This window comes from Pseudomonas sp. MWU16-30317 (genome assembly GCF_020515695.1).
Classification (GTDB): Bacteria; Pseudomonadota; Gammaproteobacteria; order Pseudomonadales; family Pseudomonadaceae; genus Aquipseudomonas.
The window spans coordinates 965,998-988,180 of sequence record NZ_JAIWJA010000001.1 but is presented as its reverse complement, the minus strand read 5'-3'; the positions used below and the strand labels follow the sequence as shown (position 1 = coordinate 988,180).

Below are 22,183 nucleotides of genomic sequence, written 5' to 3'. Positions count from 1 at the left end.
GCGGGAGAACGCTTATGCACCGGCGCCTGACACGCAGCAACCCGACGTCCCGCCAGCAGGTGCGAGCCTGGGCGTGGGCCTTGGCTGCATTGGGGCCATTGGGCCTGTCTCACAGCTACGCGGCCGACTCGACGGCCACCGTCGAGCGGCCGACCCTGAAGACCAATCGCTGGCAAGAGGACTGGTCGGTCTTGCAGGACCCTTCGCTGCGCACCGCCCCGCTGGACAACCTCAAGTACATTGCGCTTTCCAGCGACGACGCCCAGCGCTATCTGTCGCTGGGCGCCACCGTGCGCGAGCGTTACGAAATCAACGACGCGCCGGCCATCGGCACCCGCGGCGCGCGCGACAGTTGGTTGATCCAGCGTTTGCAGATTCATGCCGATCTGCACTTCGATGAGCACTGGCGGTTGTTTACCCAGCTCGAGGATGCCCGGGCATTCGGCAAGGACAGCCTCGGCGGCGCCGACCAGAATCACTTGGACCTGCGCCTGGCGTTCGCCGAATACGTGACGTCGCTCGGGCAGAATACCTTCAAGGCGCGGGTCGGCCGGCAGGATTTCGCCTTCGACCTGCAACGCTTCATCTCCAGCCGCGACGGGCCGAACGTGCGCCAGTCGTTCGATGCCTTGTGGGCCGACTGGGAAACCGCGCAATGGCGCTTGATCGGTATTGCCAGCCATCCGGTGCAGTATCAGGACCTGCGCCATTTCGATGACAAGTCCAACGCGGACGTGGCCTTTCACATGCTTCGCGTGGAGCGCCTGGTGGGCGGCAAGAACGAGTTGTCGGCCTACTACGGCCTCTATGAAGAAAAAGACGCCAGCTACGTCGACGCCCAGGGCGACGAGCACCGCAATATCTTCGACACGCGCCTGGGCGGCAGTGCCCTGGGCTACGACTGGGACGTGGAAGGCATGCTGCAACGCGGCGCCGTCGGGGCCAAGGACATTCGTGCCTGGGCTGCCGGCAGCCGCCTCGGTTATACCTGGGCCGACACCGCCTGGAGCCCGCGCATCGGCCTGCAACTGGACGCCGCTTCCGGGGACCGTCGCCGCGGCGATGGCACCCTGGGCACCTTCAATCCGCTGTTCCCCAATGGCTACTACTTTTCGCTGTCGGGCTACACCGGCTACAGCAACCTCTATCACGTCAAACCGACCCTCACCGTCAAGCCACTCACCGGCCTGTCGGTGATGGCCGGTGTGGGCCTGCTATGGCGCCAGACCACCGAAGATGCCGTCTACACCCAGCCCAATTTGCCGGTGGCCGGGACTGCTGGGCAGGGTGGTCGGTGGACGGGTTACTACGACCAACTGCGGGTCGACTATGCCTTTACCCGCAACCTTTCCGGGGCCGTCGAAGCGGTGCATTACAACGCCGGCGAGGCACTGCGCGATGCCGGCGCCCATAACAGCAACTACCTGGGGGTGGAAACCAAGTTCATGTGGTGATGGTGCCCACCGCCATTGATGGAGTTTTATTAATAAATTCCCCGGAACACCGTCAGTCGACTAGCACTCAGAGTGCTGAACTTATTCATTCAAGGATGCCGCAATGCCTACCGCTGCCGATTTCATGGTCAATACGCTCAAACAAGCCGGGGTAAAACGGGTGTACGGGGTGGTTGGCGACTCGCTTAACGGCTTTACCGACAGCATGCGGCGCCTCGGTGGGCTGGACTGGGTGCACATGCGCAACGAGGAGGCGGGTGCCTTCGCGGCGGGTGGCGAAGCCCACCTCACCGGGGAGCTGGCGGTGTGCGCCGGCAGTTGCGGGCCGGGCAATCTGCACTTGATCAATGGCCTGTTCGATTGCCACCGCAGTGGTGTGCCGGTCCTGGCCATCGCCGCACATATTCCCAGCACCGAGATCGGTATCGACTACTTCCAGGCGACCCACCCCGAGTCGCTGTTCAAGGACTGCAGCCACTACGTCGAGCTGGTGTCCAATGCCGAGCAATTGCCGCAGATCCTCGAGCGCGCGATGCGCGTGGCCATCAGTCGCCGCGGTGTAGCGGTGGTGGTGATCCCTGGCGATATCGCCCTGGCGCCCCTGGACGCAACCGTCAGCCAGTGGCTGGCGCCCAAACCGCCCGTGGTAGTGCCGGCGCCGGCGCAACTGGACGAACTGGCCGAGTTCCTCAACACCGGTAAACGCATCACCTTGTTCTGCGGCGCTGGTTGCGCGGGCGCCCATGCTGAAGTCGTCGCCTTGGCCAAGCACCTCAAGGCGCCGATCGTGCACGCGTTACGCGGCAAGGAACACCTGGAGTACGACAACCCGTTCGATGTCGGCATGACCGGCCTGATCGGTTTCGCCTCGGGCTTCAAGGCCATGAAGGCGTGCGACACGCTGCTGATTCTGGGCAGCAACTTTCCCTATCGCCAGTTCTTCCCGGAGCATGGCCGCATCGCCCAGATCGACTTGCAGCCTGAGGCCTTGGGCAACCGCTGCCCACTGACCTTGGGCCTGATCGGTGACATCAAGCACAGCCTCGAGCAATTGTTGCCTCGCCTGCACGAGCACACCGACAGCAGCCATCTCGACAAGGCGCTGGCCGACTATGCCAGCGCCCGCAGGGACCTCGACGCCCTGGCCGAAAGCGGCCCCGACAGTGCGATCATCCATCCCCAGTACCTCAGCCGCCTGGTCAGCGAACTGGCGGCCGAGGACGCCGTGTTTACCTGCGACGTCGGTACCCCCACGGCCTGGGCCGCGCGGTATCTGAAGATGAACGGCAAGCGCCGCCTGATCGGCTCGTTCAACCACGGCTCGATGGCCAATGCCATGCTCCAGGCCATTGGCGCCCAGGCCAGCTTTCCGGGGCGTCAGGTGGTATCGATGTCCGGCGACGGCGGCTTCAGCATGATGATGGGCGACTTCCTGACCCTCAGTCAGGCCAACCTGCCGGTCAAAGTGATCGTGCTCAACAACGGCACCCTGGGCTTCGTCGAGATGGAAATGAAAGCCAGTGGCTTTGTCGATGTGGGCTGCGACCTGAAGAACCCCAATTTCGCCCACATGGCCGAGGGTATGGGCATCAAGGGTATTCGGGTCGAGCGCCCGCAGGACCTGAAAGCGGCGCTTGCCGCTGCGTTCGCCCATGAGGGACCGGTGCTGGTCGACGTGGTCAGCGAGCGCCAGGAGCTGATCATGCCGCCCGAGATCACCGCGGCCAACGTCAAGGGTTTCGGCCTGTTCATGCTCCGTGCCGTGCTGGATGGTCGGGCCAAGGAGCTGGTGAGCCTGGCGAAGAACAACCTGTTTCGCTAGGGCCTGACATAAGGCGTTGCCTGTGCTGGCCCACACTCATGGAATCTCCCGCCAGGGGCAGTCAGCACAGGGCGCCATAAGCGGGCAGGCGCCCGTAACCCTCCCCATGGCGCATAACTCTTGTGCCATTGGGGGGCTTAATCGCATCGGGCAGGTCACCTACAGTAAAGGCACACCAAAAATAGCCCCGAGGTCATGACCGTGAACGCATCCCTGCAAGCCATTGCCATCGACAGCCCGCAGTATGAGGCCGAAGCCGAATACTTCGAGTACAGCAAGGCGGCTAATCCCATCGCCGCGAAAATCATCTCCAGAATCCCCTACAAGACTTTTCCGGCAGCGCTGTGCGCGACAGGCGAGTCCCGGGTGATTCCTTTGGATCTGAGCCAGGAGCTGGGCTGCGAAGGGCCCGCCACCGGCCCAGGCCTGACTGCCAATTTCATCCGCCTCAATGCTGGAGATCGCCTGGCACTGCAGCCGAACGCGACCTCGCAGGTGCTCTACGTAATTGAAGGTACCGGATCCCTGGCTTACGGAGACTCTTCGTTCGAGTGGAGCAAAGGCTGCTTTATCGCCTTGCCAGGGCTGCTGTCCACGCAACTGAGCGCCACCGCCGATGCGCGGTTCTACTATGTGCATGACGAGCCGCTGTTGCGCTATCTGGGCGTCGAGCGGACCCAGGACCGCTTTCAGCCGACGCTGTATCCCGCCGCAGTGGCCAATGCCAAGCTGCGTGAGGCGGCCGAGGACCCGCGCGCCAGTGACCGCAGCCGCGTCAGCATTCTGCTGGGCAACCGCAACTTCCCCCAGACCCGCACCGTGACCCATGTGCTATGGGCAATGTACGGGATCGTTCCCGCAGGCGCCGTGCAGAAGGCCCATCGGCACCAGTCGATTGCATTGGACTTCATCATCGATTGCCCGGTCGGCTGTTACACCTTGGTCGGCGCCCAGGTCGATGAACACGGCAAGATCCAGAATCCGACTCGGATCGACTGGGAGCCGGGCCTGGCCTTCGTGACGCCACCGGGCTACTGGCACGCACACTTCAACGAGTCGACAGAAGAAGCCTTCCTCATCCCGATCCAGGATGCCGGGCTGCAGACTTATCTGCGCTCGCTGGACATTCGGTTTACTTGAAGCGACTGCTATACCTGAGGCGTCAAAGTGTCCAGTACGGTGGCGAGCCGATGCGCGCCACCATGAAGTCGATGAAACTGCGTACCTTCGACGACACGATCCGCTTGGGCGGGTAGATGAACCACAGCGCGGCCGGCTCACTCGGCGGCGCGCACTGCCAATCGGCGAGCACGCGGACGAGGGCGCCAGCGCGTAACGCCGGGCCCGCCAGCCAGGTCGGTAACAGTGCGACGCCTGCGCCGATACTGGCGGCAACGAGCCTCGCTTCGATATCGTTGATTACCACACCCGGTGCGTAGTGCTCGGTGAGGGATACCTGCGGCCCCGTCCAGAGCAGTGACAAGGATTCAGCCTTGCCGGCGATGAATCGGTGGCTGCGCAGCTGTTCGGGGTGATCGACGCTGCCCGCGCCCAGGAGGTATTCGGGAGAGGCACATAACACCCACTGCACGTCGGCAATCTTGCGCGCCTTGAGGGTCGAGTCCGCCAGGCTGCCGATCCTGACGGCCAGGTCGACGCCGGCATCGATCAGGTTGACCTGATGTTCCTGGCAGCTGATCTGCAGTTGCACCTCGGGGCACTGGGCGCGGAAATCCTCCAGCGCCGGCACGATATGGTGGCGGGTAAAGGCCGGCGGCGCGTTGAGCTGCAGCACGCCACGAGGCTGGTGGTTGAGCGAGGCAGCAGCAAATCGGGCTTCATCGAGCGCTTCCAGCACCTTGGCCGCATGAAGCAGAAATGTCTCGCCGCCCTCGGTCAATTTCAGCGCGCGGGTAGAGCGGTTGAACAGTGCAATGCCCAGATCCGCTTCGAGGTCCTTGACGTAGCGCGAGACGGTAGAGGCTTTCATCCCCAGCCGGTCGGCCGCACGCGAAAAATTGTTCAATCGGGCCGCTTCGACGAAGGCCGTGAGTACCGCGAAGTAATCCATGCCGGTTTCCTTGCACCAGGCGGCGCCTCGCTCGGAGGCGGGAGTGCCACTATCGCATGGCTCGGGGTGGCGCTGAATTTTTTCAAACGCATCGCGCTGTCGGTGCGTCGCGCGGGTTTGGGGCAGGGGCAATAGGTGTGGCGGGGGGGGTGTGGCAAGGCCGTGTAGCCAAGCCACTGATCGGCCCGAGCAAAAGCAGGCAAAATGCTGGCCCCCAAGCCGTTCGCATAGGCACAAAATCCCCGTACTTTCAGGAGGTTGAGGCAGGGATCAAATGCGAAGTGTCATGATCACGTTAGCGGGTTTTGCACTGACGGGCGCCAGCCTGTGTGCGCAGGCACGGGATATTCGCCCTGATGATCGCTTCATGTGCAGTTGGGGCGCGGGCACCGCAGCCAAGGCTCAGGAGCTGAAACTGTCCGGGGTGTCGCGTTATGCCGCGGCGCAGAAAATCCAGACCCTTTCCTTCAGCAAGAGCTGGATGCGCAGCATGGCCCTGGGCATCACCGAGCAGACGTTCGACAGCACCTCGCGGGCCAAACCGGTGGTGGTGCACGACACCTTCTATGACGGCTGCATCCACTATCGAGTTGCCCGCAAGGAGCCGGTCAAGCCTGCGCCACGTCAATCCACTGGGCATTCACCAACTCGGCCATACGTTGCGGGGGCACACGTACCGCAGCGTTGACGGCGCCTCCAGCGGGAAGCACCTCGTCAAAAGCCTGCAGGGATACGTCACAGTACACCGCCACGGTTTCGGGCAAGCCGAACGGGCAGACGCCGCCGACCGGGTGGCTGGTGTGCGCCAGGACCTCGCTGGTGTCGAGCATCTTGGCCTTGACCCCGAAGTGCGCCTTGTACTTTTTGTTGTCCAGGCGCGCGTCGCCACGGGTGACGATGAGGATGATCTGATCGTTGACCCGCAACGACAGCGACTTGGCGATTTGCCCCGGCTCGACGTTGTGCGCGGCGGCGGCCAGGGCCACTGTCGCGGTGCTTTCCGGCAGTTCGATCACGCGAAGGTCCGGGGCATTTGCCGCGAGGAAGGATTTGACGGTTGCCAGGCTCATTGCATCTCCATGTGTAGGTAGCCAAAAACGCTGGATACCATAGCATGGCGATTTGCCTGCGGGTGCAGTTGGAGCCTGATGCGGGCGGCGTCAGGCGAAAGAAGCCACCTCATCCAGGTGGTTCAACAGGTCCAACGGATCGTCGTATACCCGCAACGCACCGGCGCGCTCAAGCTCGCTGACATCGTAGCCCCCCGACAGCAGGCCGATCCCCGTGGCCTTGGCGCGACGCGCCGCGAGCATGTCCCAGATCGCATCGCCCACCACCAGGCATTCCTCGATGCCTACATTCATCTTGTCGGCACCGGCCATGAACAGGCTGGGGTCGGGCTTACCTTGCTTGACGTCATCACGGGTGACCAAGGTGATGTCCTGGCTTTTCAAGCCGAGCGCCTTGAGGTTGATCTCGGCGGTCGCCATCTCGCCGCTGGTGGCGATGCACCACTTGAGGTTTTCCTGAGTGAGCGTGCGCAGCAGATCCGTCGCGCCGGGAAGGGCGATGATCTGACTCTGCAGGCGTTCATAGGCTTCACTGTGCCGTTCACTGAGCCGCTTCGCTTGATCGTCAGTCAGCGTCAGCCCCGTCTCGCGGGAGAGATTCTTGAGCATCAGGCCACCGCTCATGCCGATCTTGCGGTGGATGCGCCACATGGCCAGCGGGATGTTCTCGGCATCGAGGGCTTCTTTCCAGGCGGCGACGTTTTGGTAGACGCTGTCAGTCAGGGTGCCGTCGAGATCAAAGATGAAGGACGTTTTTTCACGCATAAGAGCAATCCATTTTCGGGAGCAGGTACTGATCTAGAGAGAGGGGCGGGAGGGTTGGTTCCGGCGGTAAGCTGGAAGGTAAAGCACTTGCCCGCATGCTTGATGGAGGGCGCACACCTGGACGCTATCAGGCCTGCGTTAGCCATGTTGGATATCCAACTCAAAGGTTGGCGCCGGCGCATCGCTCATACAAATATTTGACATGGCTTTCACCGAGGCCGCATCCCGTTGTTTCTATCTTCCAGCCGCCGTGGACGACTCCTCCGAGTCCTGATCACGGGCTCGGCATGGCCGGCTGCGCGCCATCGACTCCCTAGGCGGCAGCAGGGCTGCTTGAGCGAATATGTAAGTAAACGTTTATTTTTCAACTGTTTAGTTGCAGTTAACTTTGGCCAGATTAGTCTGTTGCCCGCAGGCACCGTTGCCTCCATCCACCCCCCATAAAAGCCAGGGATTGCCATGTTTGTTGACCGTTTCACGACCCACGATCCTGTCCATTCGCAACGCAGGGCCGCACGATGCCAAGCATGAAACAACGCTGGGTAGTGCCACTCCTGCTCCTCGCGTTCGCAGCGTTCTATCTGACCCCATTGGCATTCCATGGCCTGTGGATACCTGATGAAACCCGCTATGCGCAAATCAGTCAGGAAATGCTCTTGAGTGGGCACTGGGCGACGCCCCACTTCATGGGGTTGCGGTATTTCGAGAAACCTGCAGCTGGTTATTGGATGATTGCCGTCGGCCAAGCCATCTTTGGCCAGAACCTGTTCGGGGTGCGTATCGCCTCCGCACTGAGCATGGGGCTCAGCGTATGGCTCGCCTATGCGGTGGCAGGCCGCTTGTGGAACGATTGGCGCACCAGTTTTACCTGTGCAGTGGTGTTCATGAGCCTGGCGCTGATAGCGGCAGGCTCCGGTTACGCCAATCTCGATCCGCAGTTCACATTGTGGATGAACCTCGCCGGGGTAGCGCTGTGGTTCGCCTTCGACAGCCGCAGCTCTAGGGCGCGGCTTGCCGCCTGGTGCGTGCTGGGCGTCGCCTGCGCCATGGGGTTCATGACCAAGGGATTTCTGGCCTTGTTGTTGCCGGTGCTGATCGCGTTGCCGTACATGATCTGGCAGCGGCGCTTTCTGGAGCTGGTGCGTTTTGGTTGCGTTGCGGTGGTGATCGCGGTTTTGATTGCATTGCCCTGGGCCTTGACTGTCCATGCGCAGGAAGCGGATTTCTGGCGGTACTTCTTCTGGGACGAGCATATCCGCCGCTTTGCCGGTGACGATGCCCAACACGCCGAGGGCTGGTGGTACTACCTGCCTTTGCTGTTGGTCAGCAGCCTGCCGTGGATCGCGCTGCTGCCAGGTGTCTTCAGAGAGGGCTTCAAAGCCCACGGCGACCGGGCAACGTTATTCTTGTGGATGTGGTTCCTGCTGCCGCTGGTGTTCTTCAGTATCGCCAAGGGCAAGCTGCCGGCCTACATCATGCCGTGCATGCTGCCGTTGGGTTTGTTGCTAGGCCATCGATTGGCAGGTGCAGTCCGTGAGGGCTCGACGCCAGGGCTGCGCGCCAATGCCGTGCTTAACGTAGCGCTGGGCGCTATCGGCCTGGCAGTGATCACCTTCTTGCAGTTCACCAGGCCGATCTACATCGATGAGCCAGGCCACCTGGCGTTGCTGGTGATCGCTATTGTCGCCTGGGTCTTGTTGAATGGGCTGGCGGTGTGGCGGCCCCTGCGCTGCTGGGGCGCACCGGCGCTGGCGATGGGCGCGGTCTTGGCGTTAGTGCCTGCCGCATTGCCCGTCAGCGTGGTGGTCAACAAGACGCCTGATGTCTTCATCGCGCAGCACATGTCCGAGCTTCAAGGGGTCCATAGCCTGCTGAGCAACGAACTGGGCACCGCCTCGGCACTGGCATGGCACACACGTAATCCCGGTATCACGCTGTACAACACCGGTGGCGAGACCAAGTACGGCCTGCGTTATCCCGACGCGCAAGGGCGGGCGGTAACCGTTGAGGGTGTCGAGCAGTGGTTGATCAACGCCCGCCGGGCAGGGAGCGTAGGGGTAGCGATGCGCATCAAGGGCGTCGACGAGCAGAAGGAGCTGGATCTGCTGCCCACCGATGGCAGACGCTACCAGAAGGGTTCGGTGGTGATCGTCATCTACGACCAGCAGCCCTGAGCATTCAGCCTGCAAAGACACGAAAAAGCCCGGCCTCGTGGGCCGGGTGCTGATGCCACCGACAGATCAATAACGCTGGTAGCGCGAACCGAACTCCGCACGTGTTTCGGCCACATAGATCGGCGTCTGGCTGTTGGCATGTTGCTGGGCGATGACGCGTTCGCTACCGTCGTCCGCCACTCGTTGTTTGAGATCGCGTACCGTTTGGGTACCGTCCTGGACCACGGCGATCTGTGCGTGGCTAGTGACGTTCTGTGGTGTGGCGAAGGCATGGGTGGTCGCGAGTGCGGTAAGGGTCAGGCCAAGGGCGAGTATCGTTTTCATGATTGAGCTCCAGAGAGTGGGTAAGTGCATGGGGCTCACTTTACGGGCGTTGGCTGACTAGCAAAAACTACTCGGGGACATAGTGGATATTGATGCGGATGATCGGTTTGACAGGCGGCTAGTGACACTGATAAATGCATCGAATATAGTGCAAATATGCATTTCGATCAGATTATGCACTGTATAGGATTCATTCTGTCATGGGCGAGCTAGGTGTTCTTATCAAAAATCTGCGCAAACAGGCCGGCCTTTCACAGAGCGACCTGGCGCATCGGCATGGCATGAGCCGCGCGACTATTTCCGGTATAGAGAACGACACCATACCGGAGGTGGGAATTCGCAAGGTGGAGGCGATCCTCGCGGGCCTGGGCTACGAACTGACTGCTACGCCCACGCGGCGACGCAAGACACTCGATGAGCTGAAATCCGGAAACGTCCATGAATAGGCAAACCGACCGGCTCTATATTGGTGCTGCCGGCGTGGCTGCCGGCACGCTGGGGCGCAGCGGGGAAAACCACCACGATTCGGTTTTCTCATATCATTCTGCAGTTGCCGAAGAAAACGCCGTGTCACTGACGATGCCGGTACGCCTGGAGAGCTACAAATGGGAGTACGGTATTCATCCGCTGTTCGAAATGCACATTCCCGAAGGGCACCTCAAGAACGAACTCGTGCGGCGTTTCAGCAAGACGGTGCGCGGCTTTGACGACTTCGCGTTACTGGGCATCGTGGGTCCGCACCAACTGGGCCGCCTCAGCATCGCCCACGACCTCAGGGATGAGCCGCTGCCCGGCATCAAGCTTTCCGAGCTGCTGGTCTATGACGGTGCCAAAGATCTTTTCGACGACCTGATGCAAACCTACGCGGCATATTCCGGGGTGTCGGGTGTACAGCCCAAGGTGCTGGTACGCGATATCGACTCTGCCGGCCCCGACATCGAGCGGCTGACCCACCGGGGCGCCACGCACTTGTTGAAGACCTTCAACGACCTGGACTTCCCACAACTGGCAGCCAACGAATTCTTTTGCATGCGGGCGGCACTGCACAGCGGGCTGCAAGTGCCTGAATTCCGGTTGAGCCAGCAAGGCAAGTTCCTGGTGGTCAAGCGCTTCGATATCGGTCATAGCGACTATCTTGGCTTCGAAGACCTGTGCGTGCTGTCAGGATGGGGGACGGCAAAGAAATACGACGGCAGCTACCAGGGCTGCGCAAAACTGATCAAGTCCTTCGTTAGCCCCGCACGCGTGACCAAGGCGCTGGAAGACTTTTTCATGATGGTGGCGTTGAGTGCAGGCATCCAGAACGGCGATGGGCACCTGAAGAACTTCGGCCTGTTATATGAGAACTGCAGCGAGGATGCCGACGTCTGGCTCGCCCCGGTCTACGACCTGGTGACCACCACGGTGTACAAGAGCAACGATATCATGGGGCTGTTGCTGGGCGGATCGAAGGCTTGGCCCAAGCGCAAGATGCTGGTGCAGTTCGCACGCAGTGCATGCGGTTTGACAGAGGCACGCTGCGGTGAATTGCTGCGCAGAATCCAGTCAGGCATGAGCCGCGCCATGGCCGAGATGGAGGGTTATCGGCGCGACCATCCCGAGTTCGACGCCGTGGGGCAAAGGATGGCGGCGGCATGGGCTGCGGGGTTGAACCGCAGTATTGCAGTTGAGTGATCGTGCATCACCACCCAGCGGCCCATGGTAAACGAGACCGATCCGATCACTGATCACCCAGAAGATGCAGCACCGTGGCGCTGAACAACGCAGGGTCCTGCAAGAACGCGAGGTGACGGGTAGCCGGTAGTACCAGCAGATCGACCTTCGGGGCCCGATGCCGAGTGGACCCATCGACGGACGTGGCCCGAGGGACGGCGGCCGTGCAGTGCTGTTGCGCTGCCGACCGCGCTGCGACTTAGTGACCTTTGTTGAGCTTGATCACATCACCCGATACCGTGGTGGTGTAACCGTTCAGGACCCAGGCCCAGAACCATTTTTCCTGTACTTGCGTATTGATCAGCGCATCGCCGCCTTTGGCCGCGATCGCAGCATTCTGTGCGCGCACAAAGCGGGTGTTCTGGCGGATCGGGATCACGCCTAACAACATCAGGCCGGTGGCGCTGGCCTGGCTGTGACCCAGCACGGTGTACTGGCTGCTGTCATAGTGCGTGGAGGTCATCGGAGTGCCGGTGCACCCGGCCAGAGCCAGACCGAAAATGCCTGCGGCTACAACTTTGCTGAGGTACTTCAATTTACAACTCCATAGCGAAAATGCCGGGATCCAATTCCCGGGGCGCGACACTCTACCTGCCGAATCAAACGATTGAAAGCGCTGGCCGCTGCGTAAAGCCCAACCTGGCATGCGGGGTCATTGACCGCTAGAGTGTCCGGTCTGGCAACAGCCAGCCCTGCTCCGGGATTGATCGCTCACGCCGAAGAGACCTACTACATGCCGCACCGTTGACGTGCGACGCGGACGCTTCAACGGTCTTGGCGATATAGCCCTTAACGATGTGAAACAGGTTGTTTGAACAATGAATCGCGCGTTGTTTATTGCTCTGGATGGGCCCAAAGGGACCGGTAAAACCACGCTGCTCGAAGCCGTCACGAAACGCCTGAGAGCGGCCAACAGAAAGGTCATCCGGTTGTGCGAGAAAAAAAGCGATCCCTACCGGGGCGAAACGATGGCCCTGGTGAACCAGTTCGTCAGGCATCCACACGGCAGCTGGAATGGGCGGTGTGCGAGCGTTTTGCCGATAGCCGTGCCTGGATCTCCCGGCACGTGCTGCCACAACAGCCAGCGGACAGCATTATCCTGATCGATCGCTGGTATCCGTCTGATGCTGCGTTTCGCCGGTTAGTCCCGTTTGCAGAGATCCTGCGGTTGAACATCGAACGCAACGTGCAGGTGCCCGACCTGCATGTCGGGGTCGTTACCGCTCCTGATATTTCGTGGGCGAGGGCAGCGGCACGCTCGCGTGGGCTTGGCAGTACCGTTATCCAGCGGCTGGATGAGCAAACCGCTTGTACCCAGGCGTTCGAGCGAGCGGTTGCGGATAATGGCTGGGTGTCATGCCGCAATGAAGGAACGATCGAGGCGGCGACGGAGCAGGTGGTTTGCGAGATTTATAAGGTACAGGACGAGGTCCGCTGCGCGGTTGAGAAACCCGTATAGACCGACGGCTAGCGGTTTGCAGATCATCGTGGCCGTTCGCAAAAAAATCGCATCAAAGCATTGACGCCAAACTAATGGCTATTTAATATCTCACCCATGATGTCGCAGTGCCATGCAAGGACGCTCCGTGAACCTCTTCACCTACAGCCGGCCTCACCTCCAGCGGTAGCGCCCGTCCCCCGCACCACTCGTTGACCGACACGCCCAAGACCGTTCACACCCTAAAAGGATTTTCCCATGTCCCTCCGTTCTCTACGTCTCGGATTCGGCCTGCTGATGTTTGCTGCCGTCGCCACGCTCACAGGCTGCGCCGCACAAATCCAGAAACCCATCGACCTGGATCCACAGTTCTGGAGCGAAAAAGAGCCCACCATCGGCGTCGCGATCACCACCCTGCCTGCCTCGCAGCTGGTATTGGGTGGCAACCAAGGCTTGCTCGACCTCGCCATCAACACGGGCATCAACAGCAAGCTCAGCGCACAGGTTGCCAGCTGGAAGCTGCAGGACGCCGCCACATTGCCCGACGAGATCGTCGCCAAGCTGCAGGCCAAGGGCTACAAGGCGAAGAAGATCGACGACGTGATCGACCTTGCGCAGTACAAGGAGGCCAAGTTCCACGAAGGCTTCTACGCACGTGACCTGACCCCGCTGCAAGCCAAATATGGCGTGGATCGCCTGCTGCTGATTTCCTACACCGCCAGCGGCGCATACCGCACCTACTACAGCGTAATTCCTACCAGCGTACCCACGCCGCAAGTCGGCGGGATCGGTGTGATGGTCGATCTGCGGGACAATCACCTGCTGTGGTACAAACCGTTCGCCGTGACCCAACCGGCTCAGGGCGAGTGGGACCAGCCCAACTACGCGAACCTGTCCAACGCCTACTACCAGGCCGTGGACAGCAGTCGGCAGATGGTCATTACGCCTTTTTCGAAATGAAGCTCAGGTGCTCGATAGCGCTATTGACCGCGCTGACCTTGACCGGCTGCGCGCAAAGTCCGCCGCCCGAAGCCAGTTTCAATGATCCGACTGCATTGCCTTATGTCACTGCCCACGGCGTGCAAGTTCAGGTGCAGGTGCCAAAGGACGGTTTTGTCAGCGCGCAGATGGTGATCGATGCCAAGGCGGCCGAGGCTGCTGCGCTCACCACCAATAATGTCACCCGCAGTTCGGTGCAGGCGGGTGGGGTAGTGGGGCTGCTGGTGGCCAGCGCAATCAATACCCAGACCGGCACCGGCGTGCTGGAGCGAGACGCCCGCGCCGCAGCGCAAAAAGATGCCCGGCCAATGGCGGCGCTACTGAGCAACCAGGCGGCGGACGACAAGCTGACCCAGCGCTTCCGGCAGGCAGGCATGACCGCAGGGCTGCCTTTGGGGCAAGGCGCCGTCACCGCGCATTTGATCGTGGAGCCGCAACTGGTGCTTTCGGCCGACCGGGGTAGCTTCACCCTGGTGAGCCGCGTGCAGGTGCAGGACATCGCCGGTAGCGCCTTGTACCGCCGGCATATCGAGGTCGTCGGCCAGCCGTTCCGCCGCTGCGGTACGCAGTGCGTTGATGATGGCCAACTGGATATGGCGTTGGTGGATGGGCAACTGCAGCAGTGCATCGACGAAACCCTGCGCGTGCTCGCCCAAGACCTGCACGCCGGTGACGGGCAAGCGCTCGGACAGGAGCAGACGGTACGCTATGTGCTCGACGGGCAGCGGCAGGTAGAGCGTGGGCGGCTGCTGCCGGGAGGAGGGATTTATCACCGGTATCGGAATCTGAATGGGGCGGTGAAGTCAGTGCCGGTGCCGTTCGAGGGGATGGCCGTGCAATCCGTAAATACGCTTGGACAGTTTATAAAAGCCGAGGATTAGAAAAGCGTACGCAAGGGTTTCTTCTGGCCGAGCGAGTTACGCGTCCGCGATGGCAACCCCGACGGGGAGGGGCGGCTCCAAGCGCCCCCCTCCGGCACATCAGACGATATCGTCGACCACGCCGCCGTCGACCCGCAGCGAGGCGCCGGTGGTCGCGCTGGCTTGAGGCGAGCAGACGTAGACGACCATGTTGGCCACTTCGTCAGTCGAAGCGGCGCGCTGGATAATCGAACTCGGGCGATGTTCCTTCACGAAGTCGGCCGCGACCGCTTCCAAGGATTTGCCGCTACGCTCCATTTCGCCTTGCAGCATACCGGCCATGCCTTCGGACAAGGTCGGGCCTGGCAACACGCTGTTGACGGTCACGCCGCTGCCGGCAACGCGTTTGGCCAAGCCACGGGCCAAGCCCAGCTGAGCCGTTTTGGAAACGCCGTAATGGATCATGTCCGCCGGAATATTACGGGCCGACTCCGAGGCGATGAATACCACCCGACCCCAGCCCTTGGCGACCATGGCCGGCAACAGTGCGCGGCTCAGGCGCACCCCCGACATGACGTTGGTGTCCCAGTACTGGTCCCAGACGTCGTCGGCGGTTTCAAAAAAATCCTGGACGCCATAGACGCCGGCGTTGTTGACCAGCACATCGATCGCCCCCGCACCGCTGACCAGCGCAGCAACGCCTTGCGCATTGCCCAGGTCGGCGACGACGCCCGAGATCGACGCGTCAGGCACTTCGGCTTGCAGACGGGCGACGGCGCCATTGACGGACTTGTCGCTGCGGCCGTTGACGACGACCGTGGCGCCGGCCTCAGCGAGGCCTTTGGCAATGGCGTAGCCGATACCGCCGGTAGAGGCGGTGACCAGGGCGCGCTTACCGCTCAAATCGATTTTCATGGTGACTCCTGAAAAATGGGTGGGAAAGGTTCGAACCCTATTCATACAAGCCGTTCCTTCCCGACTGATGCTGGGGAAACCTCTCAGGCGTGCCACCTGACAGCTCGGCGGCGCCTGCCCAGTCAGACGGGGCGATGTCTTCGAAGCGTACCACGGGACTCCAGTGTGGCCGCACGTCTCGCATTTTCAGCTCAAGGTTCGCTACGTAGTCAATGAGCGGGGCAAGGTATGCCAGGGCGGGGCCTGGTGCAATCGGTTCCCGGCGCAATGTTGGGTGGTTCGCGTATTGCTCTCGACGCCAATGCCGTACATGATGCTCGTCTTTATAGGGTAGGGGGGTATGCCATGTCGCACACCAAGGTGGGAAAAGAGGCGTTGCTTCAGCGGGTCAAGCGCATTGCGGGTCAGGTTCAGGCGATCGAGCGGGCCTTGGAAGGCGACGCAGATTGTGCCAAGACCTTGCACTTGGTGGCCGCCACTCGTGGCGCCATGAACGGCTTGCTGGATGAAATCATCGAAGACCACGCCTGGGAGCACGTCGCCAAGGCGGGCTTGTCCGATGAAGAGCGAGCCCAAGGTACCCGCGAGCTGCTCGAAGCCATTCGCCGCTATGGGAAATGAGACCGCTATGAAAACCACAGCGTTACACCACGTCCATAGCCACAACTTTCTGGGCATCGATCACGATCAAAATGCGCGCCGCACCCTGTGGGTCGTCGTATTGACGGTGGTCATGATGGTCGGTGAGATTGCTGCCGGGTACATCACCGGCTCCATGGCGCTGCTCGCTGATGGCTTCCATATGGCCACCCATGCTGCGGCCTTGGGCATCACCGCGGCGGCCTATGGATTTGCGCGTAAACATGCGACCAGCGACGCCTACAGCTTCGGGACCGGCAAGGTCGGTGATCTCGGGGGATTCGCCTCCGCGCTCATCCTTGGCTTGATCTCAGCGGGCATAGGCGTGGAGTCGGTCATGCGCTTGCTCGAGCCGACGGCGGTTCAGTTCGGCACCGCCACGCTTATCGCCATTGTTGGCTTGATCGTGAATATCGTCAGCGCGTTGCTGCTATCCGGTGGTGGGCATGCGCATGGGCATGCACACAATCATGATCATCATCACGACCACACCCATGGCGCGGATAACAACCTGCGGTCGGCGTACGTGCACGTCCTGGCGGATGCGGTCACTTCCGTGCTGGCCATCGCCGCGTTGCTGGCAGGCAAGTTCCTGGGCTGGGTCTGGCTTGATCCGGTGATCGGCATCGTCGGTGCTGTGGTAATCGCCCGGTGGGCGTGGTCGCTTATGAAGGACACGTCTGCGGTGCTGCTGGACAGGACCGACGAGCACGTGGCCAAAGAAATCCGCGAGTTGCTGGATCAAAGCGGAACACTCGCCATCACCGACTTGCACGTGTGGCGCGTTGGCCCGCAGGCCCGAGCTGCCATCGTCAGTGTGTATGGCAGTGCCGAACTCTCGGCGGATGACGTGCGGGCAGTCTTGAAGCCGGTGCATGAGGTCACTCACCTGACGGTAGAATACCGGGCAGCATGATCACTCGGATTGATCCACCGTGCGCACGAAACTGATCGTCTCGGGTGCCGCCAAGAACAAATAGTCCTTTTGCGCCGCTCATAACATGGGATTGGTGTTGATTATAGAGCGGCCCAGGTAATAAGTATTTGTAGGAAGCGCAACAATCGAAACTGTGATTTTTACCGAAGGGCGTGGCAAACTATTACGTCAATATTAAAAGTCCAATGTTGATGTCTGGGATGTTTAGATCAAGCCCTGACGCCAGCATCACTGTTGCTCAGGTGCTTATCGCCTGCAGGTCGATAACTAAAAAAGGATTGATTGTTTATGCCATATGGCTCTCGCGCCGCCGCTCGTCCGCGCCCCGCGTTTCTGGCAATTCTTTCATTGTGCGCCGCCACCGGTTGCTCGCTTGATGTCCAGGCGGCGGATGCATTCGCTGCCGACTCTCCATGGATGACCGGGGATTGGGGCGGATTGCGAACTGAGTGGCTGAACAAGGGTATCGACATTCAGATGGGCTACCTCGGCGAGTCTGCTTCCAACGTCCACGGAGGCTACAAGAAGCACGATAAGGTGACCCGCTACGCGGACCAGTTCAATCTGGGCGCGAATATCGATCTGCAAAAACTCATGGGGTGGAGCGACACGGCTTTCAGTATCTCGCTGACCAATCGTAACGGCGACAACATCAACGACAAGATTGCCGATCCCCGCGCCACGGGCATGAGTTCGACTCAGCAAATCCAAGGTCGCGGCAGTGTGACCCGACTGAGCGAGCTGTGGTTGAGCAAAGGCTGGTTCGACGATCGTATCAACATCAAGGCGGGTCGGTTCGCGGTCAGTGACGAATTCGCGGTCGAGGATTGCGTGTTTCAAAGCCTGGCATTCTGCGGCTCCCAGCCGGGCAACTATGTCGACAGCATTTATAACTCGCCCATCAGCCAATGGGCGGCACGCATTCGTTATCGCGTGACCAATGAGGTTTACGCACAAATCGGCGCATTCAACGTCAATCCGTCCGACCTCGATAATGACAATGGCTTCAAGCTGAATGGCTCCGGCACTTCCGGTACCTTCGTGCCCGTCGAACTGATCTGGACACCAAAGGTTAACCAGCTGCCTGGGGAATATCGCCTGGGTTATTACCACAGTTCCGCCAATGGCACCGACGTCTACAAGGACGACAACAACCGTGTGGCGGCCATCACCGGCGACGCGTATCGCAGCGATTCGAGCCGGCACGGTTTCTGGCTGATCGGCAAGCAGCAACTGACCTCAGTGGGCGGTGATACCTCCCGCGGCCTGACGTTGTCGGCGAGCGCCACGTTCCAGGACAAGGCCACCACTGCGGTCGACAGCTACCAAAAGGTCGCATTGACCTACAAAGGTCCGTTCGACGCGCGTCCGACGGATACTCTGGGGCTGGGTATCGCGCGCATTCACGCCAGCTCGCGATTCTTGCGCAATGCCAAAACAGCCAATGACCAGAGCGGCGCCAGCTACGACGATGCAGCCTACGTGCCTGAGCAGCACACGGAATATGCGGCAGAGCTCAACTACGGGATTCAGGCGACCAAGTGGCTAAACATCATGCCGAACGTGCAGTTCGTCAAGAACCCGGATGGCGTGCGCCAAGTGGATAATGCGTTGGTACTGGGACTGCAAGTGCAGTCGCAGTTCTAATCGCTCGTTCTGCAACTTGCCTGATGGCGCCATGTGCCGCGAGGTGGAGGCAAAGGAGGCTTAACTGGCCCAGGGTTTGTTGACCCTTATTCCCTGGCCAAGGATTGGCCCGGCGGTCGAGACTCCAGCGCCAGGTCCTGATCAGTCTGGTGCCTAGACCGCCGCTGTCACGATGATCTCCACCAGCAAGTCCGGATCGTCGAAGGCCACCTGGCAGGTCGCGCGCGCGGGGCGGCCGGCATCGCCGAGCCATTCTACCCAAGCGCTGTTCATGGCCTCCAGGTCGCGCGCCATGTGCCCCATCCATATTTGCACCGACAGCAAGCGGCTGCGGTCGGTACCGGCATCCTTCAATAATTCGTCGATACGCGCCAGCACCTGGCGCGTCTGACCGGCGGCGTCCTGACTACAGTCGCCGGGGGCGACGCCGGCCAGCCAAACGACGTTGTTGTGAATGACCGCGCGGCTGAGGCGGGCGTTGGGTTGCTGGCGGATGATATCGGTCATGGTGTGTGTCCTTCGCAGTCGATGGGAGATGGCAGGTAAGGGCAATTCATTGTTCGTTGGCCAGGTCGCCCAAGGTGATGGGCTTGAGGGGAGGGCGGATGCGGTAGTAACCCACTTCGGCCGGGCTGACGCCGAGGGCGTCGGCCAGCAGGCGCGTCACTGACAAGCCGCATTGACGACCCTGGCAAGGCCCCATGCCGCAGCGTCCATAGGCTTTGGTCTGGTTCGGCCCCTGGCAGCCGAGCGCCGCGTACTGACGGATGGCGCCTGCGGTAACGTCTTCACAGCGGCATACGATGGTCTCGTCGGCGGGGGCCAGGTAGTCGCGCTGCGGTGGGTACAGGGCGTCCAGAAACGGCCGCGCGCTGCGCACCTGGGCCAGGCGCTTGCGCTCGGGCCCTGCCAGGCTCTGCGCTTGCTCGGGTGTGAGCCGTTGCAACGCCAGGGCAATACCGATCGCGGTGATCCTGCCCTGTATCGCTGCCGCTTCGGCACCTTCGATACCACCGCCATCGCCGGCTACAAAGCAGCCGGCCACGCTCAGTTCTCCCCAGTCGCTCTGCTCTGCGACCCAGCATTGACGTTGCTCATCCCAGCGATGGGCCGCGCGCAGTGCCAAGGTCGGCTGAGTATTGGGTACGACGCCTTGATGAAGCAGCACCAGTCGGCTGGAGAAACGATGAGACCGGCCGCCACTGACAAAGCTGACCCCTTCGGCGTGGGCCTGACCTTCGATCCGCACGCCACTGGCCGCACGAAACCAGGGCACCGCAGCCCGGCGCAGGGCGTACAACAATTTCAGGCCCTTGCCCAGTTGCCGCAGATTGCCCAGCGCCCGAGGCAAATGGCGCAGCGCCCGCAAAAGGTCCAGGGGGCTGGCGGTGTCGACCAGTGCTTCGATGCGCACCCCGGCGCGCAAGAATTGCCACGCCAGCAGGTAGAACAATGGGCCGCTGCCCACCATCACCACGGGGCAGGCCGGGATCTGGCCCGCGCCCTTGAGTTGGATCTGCGCAGCGCCTGCGGTCATCACCCCCGGCAGCGTCCAGCCTGGCAACGGCATCGGCCGTTCATAAGCGCCGCTGCACAGCAAGACCTTCTGCGCCTTGACCCGGCGCAGTTGACCGTCCACGCGGTAGTGCACCTCCCGTTCTGGCGTGATCAACCACACCGAGGCAAGTGCAACATAGTCGATGCCGCTGGCCAGAAACCGGCGCACCTGGCCGATCCCTTCCTGGTAGTCCGCACCCAGTACGGCACTGCGTTTGCCCGAGGCTTGATGGACACCGCGATAGATTTGCCCGCCCGGACCGGCCTGGTCGTCCAGCACGCGCACCTGCACGCCCAATGCGTGCAACTGCAGCGCTGCCGCCATGCCCGCCGGACCGGCACCGACGATCAGCACATCGATCGATTCACTCATCGCTTGCCTCCTCGGCCGGATGGATAGCGTACCGGCTGACGCACAGCCCGGAGCGCGTCGGGACCTGGCAAGCCTGCTGCAAAACCCCCTCGATCGACACCAGGCACTCGAAGCACACCCCCATCATGCAATAGGCGTTGCGCGGCGCGGCGCTGACCGGGTGGCGGCGGGTATATTCGACGCCAGCTTCGAGCAATGCACTGGCCAACGGCACGTTATCGAGCACGCTTATCGCTTGTCCGTCGAACTCGATGTTGACCCGCACCTGATCATCGCCATCGAGGCTGGTAAATAAAGGCTCAGCGCCCATGGCCATGCTCCTTGAACCGCTGGTCGTTGAAAGCCGCTATGGCGTGCGGAGCAGGCCCCCCGGCCAGCCACGGCGACAGCACGAATGCGTGCGCGGCGGCGAGGGTCACGCCGCTGTGGCACGTGGTGGCGAATACACCGGGTGCTTCGCGGGACTCTTGATAAATCGGAAAGCCATCGGGGCTCAGTACCCGCAATGCGCTCCAGGTGCGGACCACCTGAACCTTGGCCAGCAGGGGGAAACAGCGCACGGCCCGCTGCGCCAGATCGGCCATGACGCCTCGGCTCACACCGTCATCCAACCCCACGGCTTCATGGGAGTCGCCCAGCTGCACGCTGCCTTCGGCGGTCTGGCGGACGTAACTGGTGGGGTAGTGCAGGAACGGTGCAATCCGCTCGGTGACCAGGATCTGTCCGCGGTTGGGTTGCACCTCGATGTTCAGCCCTACCTGCGCCGCCAGTGCACGGTTGCCCAGCCCGGCGGCGAAGATCACGCGCTCGGCGGTCCACTCGCGCCCCTCGCCCGACAGCCGATAAGCGTCGCCAGCGCGTTCGATACGCTGCACGTTGGCATGGGTATGCAAGATCACTCCGCGCTTTTGCATGGCGGTGCTCAACGCCCGTAACAGCAGCAATGGATTGACGTGGCCATCGTCGGGGCAATAGCAGGCACCGGCCAAGGTGGGGCCTGCGCCGGGCAGGCGCTGGCGCAGTTGCACGGGGTCGAGGACCTCGAAGCGGTAGTCGCTGCCCACTGCTTCGCGCAGCCAGCTCAGGCGCCGTACTTCCTCTTCCAGCTCGGCGGCATCCAGGCATAGCTGAAAGCCGCCGGGTTGGTGCAGGTGTACGTCAATGCCGGTGTCCGCCATCAAGTCCTGGGCCAGCCGTGGCCACAGGGCGGCCGAGGTCCGCGTCCAGCGTGCGTAGGCAGGCAGGCCAAAGCCCTTGCCCTGTACCCATACCAGTCCGAAGTTGCCGCGCGCCGCACGCCAGGCGACATCGCCCTGATCCAGCAGGCACACCGACTCGCCGGCGCAGGCCAGGCCATACGCCAGGGCCATGCCCACCAGGCCGCCGCCAATGACACAAATCCTCGGCGTCGTCATCGAGCTGCGC

21 protein-coding genes and 2 pseudogenes are annotated in these 22,183 nt (G+C 61.6%); 13 read left to right on the top strand and 10 right to left on the bottom strand.

Translation table 11 applies throughout. The features are described from left to right. Positions 1–14 precede the first annotated feature (14 nt). The 3 genes from LIX93_RS04240 to LIX93_RS04230 all read left to right on the top strand — a co-directional run bounded on the left by LIX93_RS04240 (position 15) and on the right by LIX93_RS04230 (position 4,416). Complete coding sequence (locus tag LIX93_RS04240) at positions 15–1,454, top strand: alginate export family protein (protein ID WP_226502738.1); 1,440 nt, start codon at positions 15–17, stop codon at positions 1,452–1,454. A 103-nt stretch (positions 1,455–1,557) separates the two neighbouring features. Continuing rightward, positions 1,558–3,276, top strand: a complete 1,719-nt coding sequence (poxB, locus tag LIX93_RS04235; RefSeq protein WP_226502737.1) for a ubiquinone-dependent pyruvate dehydrogenase — start codon at positions 1,558–1,560, stop codon at positions 3,274–3,276. 201 nt (positions 3,277–3,477) lie between these two features. Then, a complete protein-coding gene (locus tag LIX93_RS04230) occupies positions 3,478–4,416 on the top strand; it encodes a cupin (RefSeq protein WP_226502736.1) in 939 nt (312 codons plus the stop codon). Positions 4,417–4,438: 22 nt separating this feature from the next. Here LIX93_RS04230 and LIX93_RS04225 read toward each other — a convergent pair whose 3' ends face one another. After that, positions 4,439–5,347: a LysR family transcriptional regulator gene (locus tag LIX93_RS04225; RefSeq protein WP_226502735.1), complete on the bottom strand. Its 909-nt coding sequence runs from the start codon at positions 5,345–5,347 to the stop codon at positions 4,439–4,441. A 274-nt stretch (positions 5,348–5,621) separates the two neighbouring features. Here LIX93_RS04225 and LIX93_RS04220 point away from each other — a divergent pair. Beyond that, positions 5,622–5,948: pseudogene (locus LIX93_RS04220) on the top strand (hypothetical protein); the annotation flags it as partial. Positions 5,949–5,955: 7 nt separating this feature from the next. On the opposite strand, the gene LIX93_RS04215 reads toward LIX93_RS04220, so the two are convergent. Both LIX93_RS04215 and LIX93_RS04210 read right to left on the bottom strand, forming a co-directional pair. Continuing rightward, positions 5,956–6,417 carry a YbaK/EbsC family protein gene (locus LIX93_RS04215; protein ID WP_226502734.1) on the bottom strand — a complete coding sequence of 154 codons (462 nt, stop codon included), beginning with the start codon at positions 6,415–6,417 and terminating at the stop codon, positions 5,956–5,958. A 90-nt stretch (positions 6,418–6,507) separates the two neighbouring features. Continuing rightward, positions 6,508–7,182 carry an HAD family hydrolase gene (locus tag LIX93_RS04210; protein WP_226502733.1) on the bottom strand — a complete coding sequence of 225 codons (675 nt, stop codon included), beginning with the start codon at positions 7,180–7,182 and terminating at the stop codon, positions 6,508–6,510. Between the two features lie 527 nt (positions 7,183–7,709). On the opposite strand from LIX93_RS04210, the gene arnT reads away from it, so the two are divergent. After that, a complete protein-coding gene (gene arnT / locus LIX93_RS04205) occupies positions 7,710–9,356 on the top strand; it encodes a lipid IV(A) 4-amino-4-deoxy-L-arabinosyltransferase (protein WP_226502732.1) in 1,647 nt (548 codons plus the stop codon). Between the two features lie 66 nt (positions 9,357–9,422). Here arnT and LIX93_RS04200 read toward each other — a convergent pair whose 3' ends face one another. Continuing rightward, positions 9,423–9,680 carry a hypothetical protein gene (locus tag LIX93_RS04200; protein ID WP_226502731.1) on the bottom strand — a complete coding sequence of 86 codons (258 nt, stop codon included), beginning with the start codon at positions 9,678–9,680 and terminating at the stop codon, positions 9,423–9,425. A 200-nt stretch (positions 9,681–9,880) separates the two neighbouring features. Here LIX93_RS04200 and LIX93_RS04195 point away from each other — a divergent pair, with 200 nt between their 5' ends. Both LIX93_RS04195 and LIX93_RS04190 read left to right on the top strand, forming a co-directional pair. Next, positions 9,881–10,126 carry a helix-turn-helix transcriptional regulator gene (locus LIX93_RS04195; RefSeq protein ID WP_226502730.1) on the top strand — a complete coding sequence of 82 codons (246 nt, stop codon included), beginning with the start codon at positions 9,881–9,883 and terminating at the stop codon, positions 10,124–10,126. Beyond that, on the top strand, positions 10,119–11,354 hold the full coding sequence (locus LIX93_RS04190) for a type II toxin-antitoxin system HipA family toxin (protein WP_226502729.1): 1,236 nt from the start codon (positions 10,119–10,121) through the stop codon (positions 11,352–11,354). The genes LIX93_RS04195 and LIX93_RS04190 overlap by 8 nt, the downstream gene beginning before the upstream one ends. A gap of 238 nt (positions 11,355–11,592) precedes the next feature. On the opposite strand, the gene LIX93_RS04185 is transcribed toward LIX93_RS04190, so the two are convergent. Continuing rightward, entirely contained in the window at positions 11,593–11,928 is a 336-nt protein-coding gene (locus LIX93_RS04185) for a hypothetical protein (RefSeq protein ID WP_226502728.1), read from the bottom strand. A gap of 283 nt (positions 11,929–12,211) precedes the next feature. Here LIX93_RS04185 and LIX93_RS04180 point away from each other — a divergent pair. The 3 genes and pseudogenes from LIX93_RS04180 to LIX93_RS04170 all read left to right on the top strand — a co-directional run bounded on the left by LIX93_RS04180 (position 12,212) and on the right by LIX93_RS04170 (position 14,711). Further along, positions 12,212–12,852 (top strand): annotated as a pseudogene (locus LIX93_RS04180) (dTMP kinase). A gap of 237 nt (positions 12,853–13,089) precedes the next feature. Further along, positions 13,090–13,791 carry a hypothetical protein gene (locus tag LIX93_RS04175; RefSeq protein WP_226502727.1) on the top strand — a complete coding sequence of 234 codons (702 nt, stop codon included), beginning with the start codon at positions 13,090–13,092 and terminating at the stop codon, positions 13,789–13,791. Between the two features lie 23 nt (positions 13,792–13,814). Then, complete coding sequence (locus LIX93_RS04170; RefSeq protein ID WP_346015213.1) at positions 13,815–14,711, top strand: hypothetical protein; 897 nt, start codon at positions 13,815–13,817, stop codon at positions 14,709–14,711. Between the two features lie 99 nt (positions 14,712–14,810). Here LIX93_RS04170 and LIX93_RS04165 read toward each other — a convergent pair whose 3' ends face one another. Continuing rightward, positions 14,811–15,605, bottom strand: a complete 795-nt coding sequence (locus LIX93_RS04165) for an SDR family oxidoreductase (RefSeq protein ID WP_226502725.1) — start codon at positions 15,603–15,605, stop codon at positions 14,811–14,813. Between the two features lie 345 nt (positions 15,606–15,950). Here LIX93_RS04165 and LIX93_RS04160 point away from each other — a divergent pair, with 345 nt between their 5' ends. The 3 genes from LIX93_RS04160 (at position 15,951) to LIX93_RS04150 (ending at position 18,828) form a co-directional block, all read left to right on the top strand. Continuing rightward, positions 15,951–16,226, top strand: coding sequence for a metal/formaldehyde-sensitive transcriptional repressor (locus tag LIX93_RS04160; RefSeq protein ID WP_226502724.1), 276 nt, complete (start codon positions 15,951–15,953; stop codon positions 16,224–16,226). A gap of 7 nt (positions 16,227–16,233) precedes the next feature. Next, positions 16,234–17,160, top strand: coding sequence for a CDF family Co(II)/Ni(II) efflux transporter DmeF (gene dmeF, locus LIX93_RS04155; protein ID WP_226502723.1), 927 nt, complete (start codon positions 16,234–16,236; stop codon positions 17,158–17,160). A 309-nt stretch (positions 17,161–17,469) separates the two neighbouring features. Beyond that, on the top strand, positions 17,470–18,828 hold the full coding sequence (locus LIX93_RS04150; RefSeq protein ID WP_226502722.1) for a carbohydrate porin: 1,359 nt from the start codon (positions 17,470–17,472) through the stop codon (positions 18,826–18,828). A gap of 153 nt (positions 18,829–18,981) precedes the next feature. Here LIX93_RS04150 and LIX93_RS04145 read toward each other — a convergent pair whose 3' ends face one another. Genes LIX93_RS04145 through LIX93_RS04130 form a run of 4 tightly spaced genes read right to left on the bottom strand, consistent with a single transcriptional unit; the run spans position 18,982 to position 22,173 of the window. After that, a complete protein-coding gene (locus tag LIX93_RS04145) occupies positions 18,982–19,335 on the bottom strand; it encodes a RidA family protein (RefSeq protein ID WP_226502721.1) in 354 nt (117 codons plus the stop codon). Between the two features lie 46 nt (positions 19,336–19,381). Beyond that, positions 19,382–20,758, bottom strand: coding sequence for an FAD/NAD(P)-binding oxidoreductase (locus LIX93_RS04140; protein ID WP_226502720.1), 1,377 nt, complete (start codon positions 20,756–20,758; stop codon positions 19,382–19,384). After that, positions 20,751–21,068 (bottom strand): (2Fe-2S)-binding protein, encoded by a 318-nt coding sequence (locus LIX93_RS04135; protein WP_226502719.1) that lies wholly within the window; start codon positions 21,066–21,068, stop codon positions 20,751–20,753. The genes LIX93_RS04140 and LIX93_RS04135 overlap by 8 nt, the downstream gene beginning before the upstream one ends. Further along, entirely contained in the window at positions 21,058–22,173 is a 1,116-nt protein-coding gene (locus LIX93_RS04130; RefSeq protein WP_226502718.1) for an FAD-dependent oxidoreductase, read from the bottom strand. The genes LIX93_RS04135 and LIX93_RS04130 overlap by 11 nt, the downstream gene beginning before the upstream one ends. Positions 22,174–22,183: the final 10 nt, after the last annotated feature.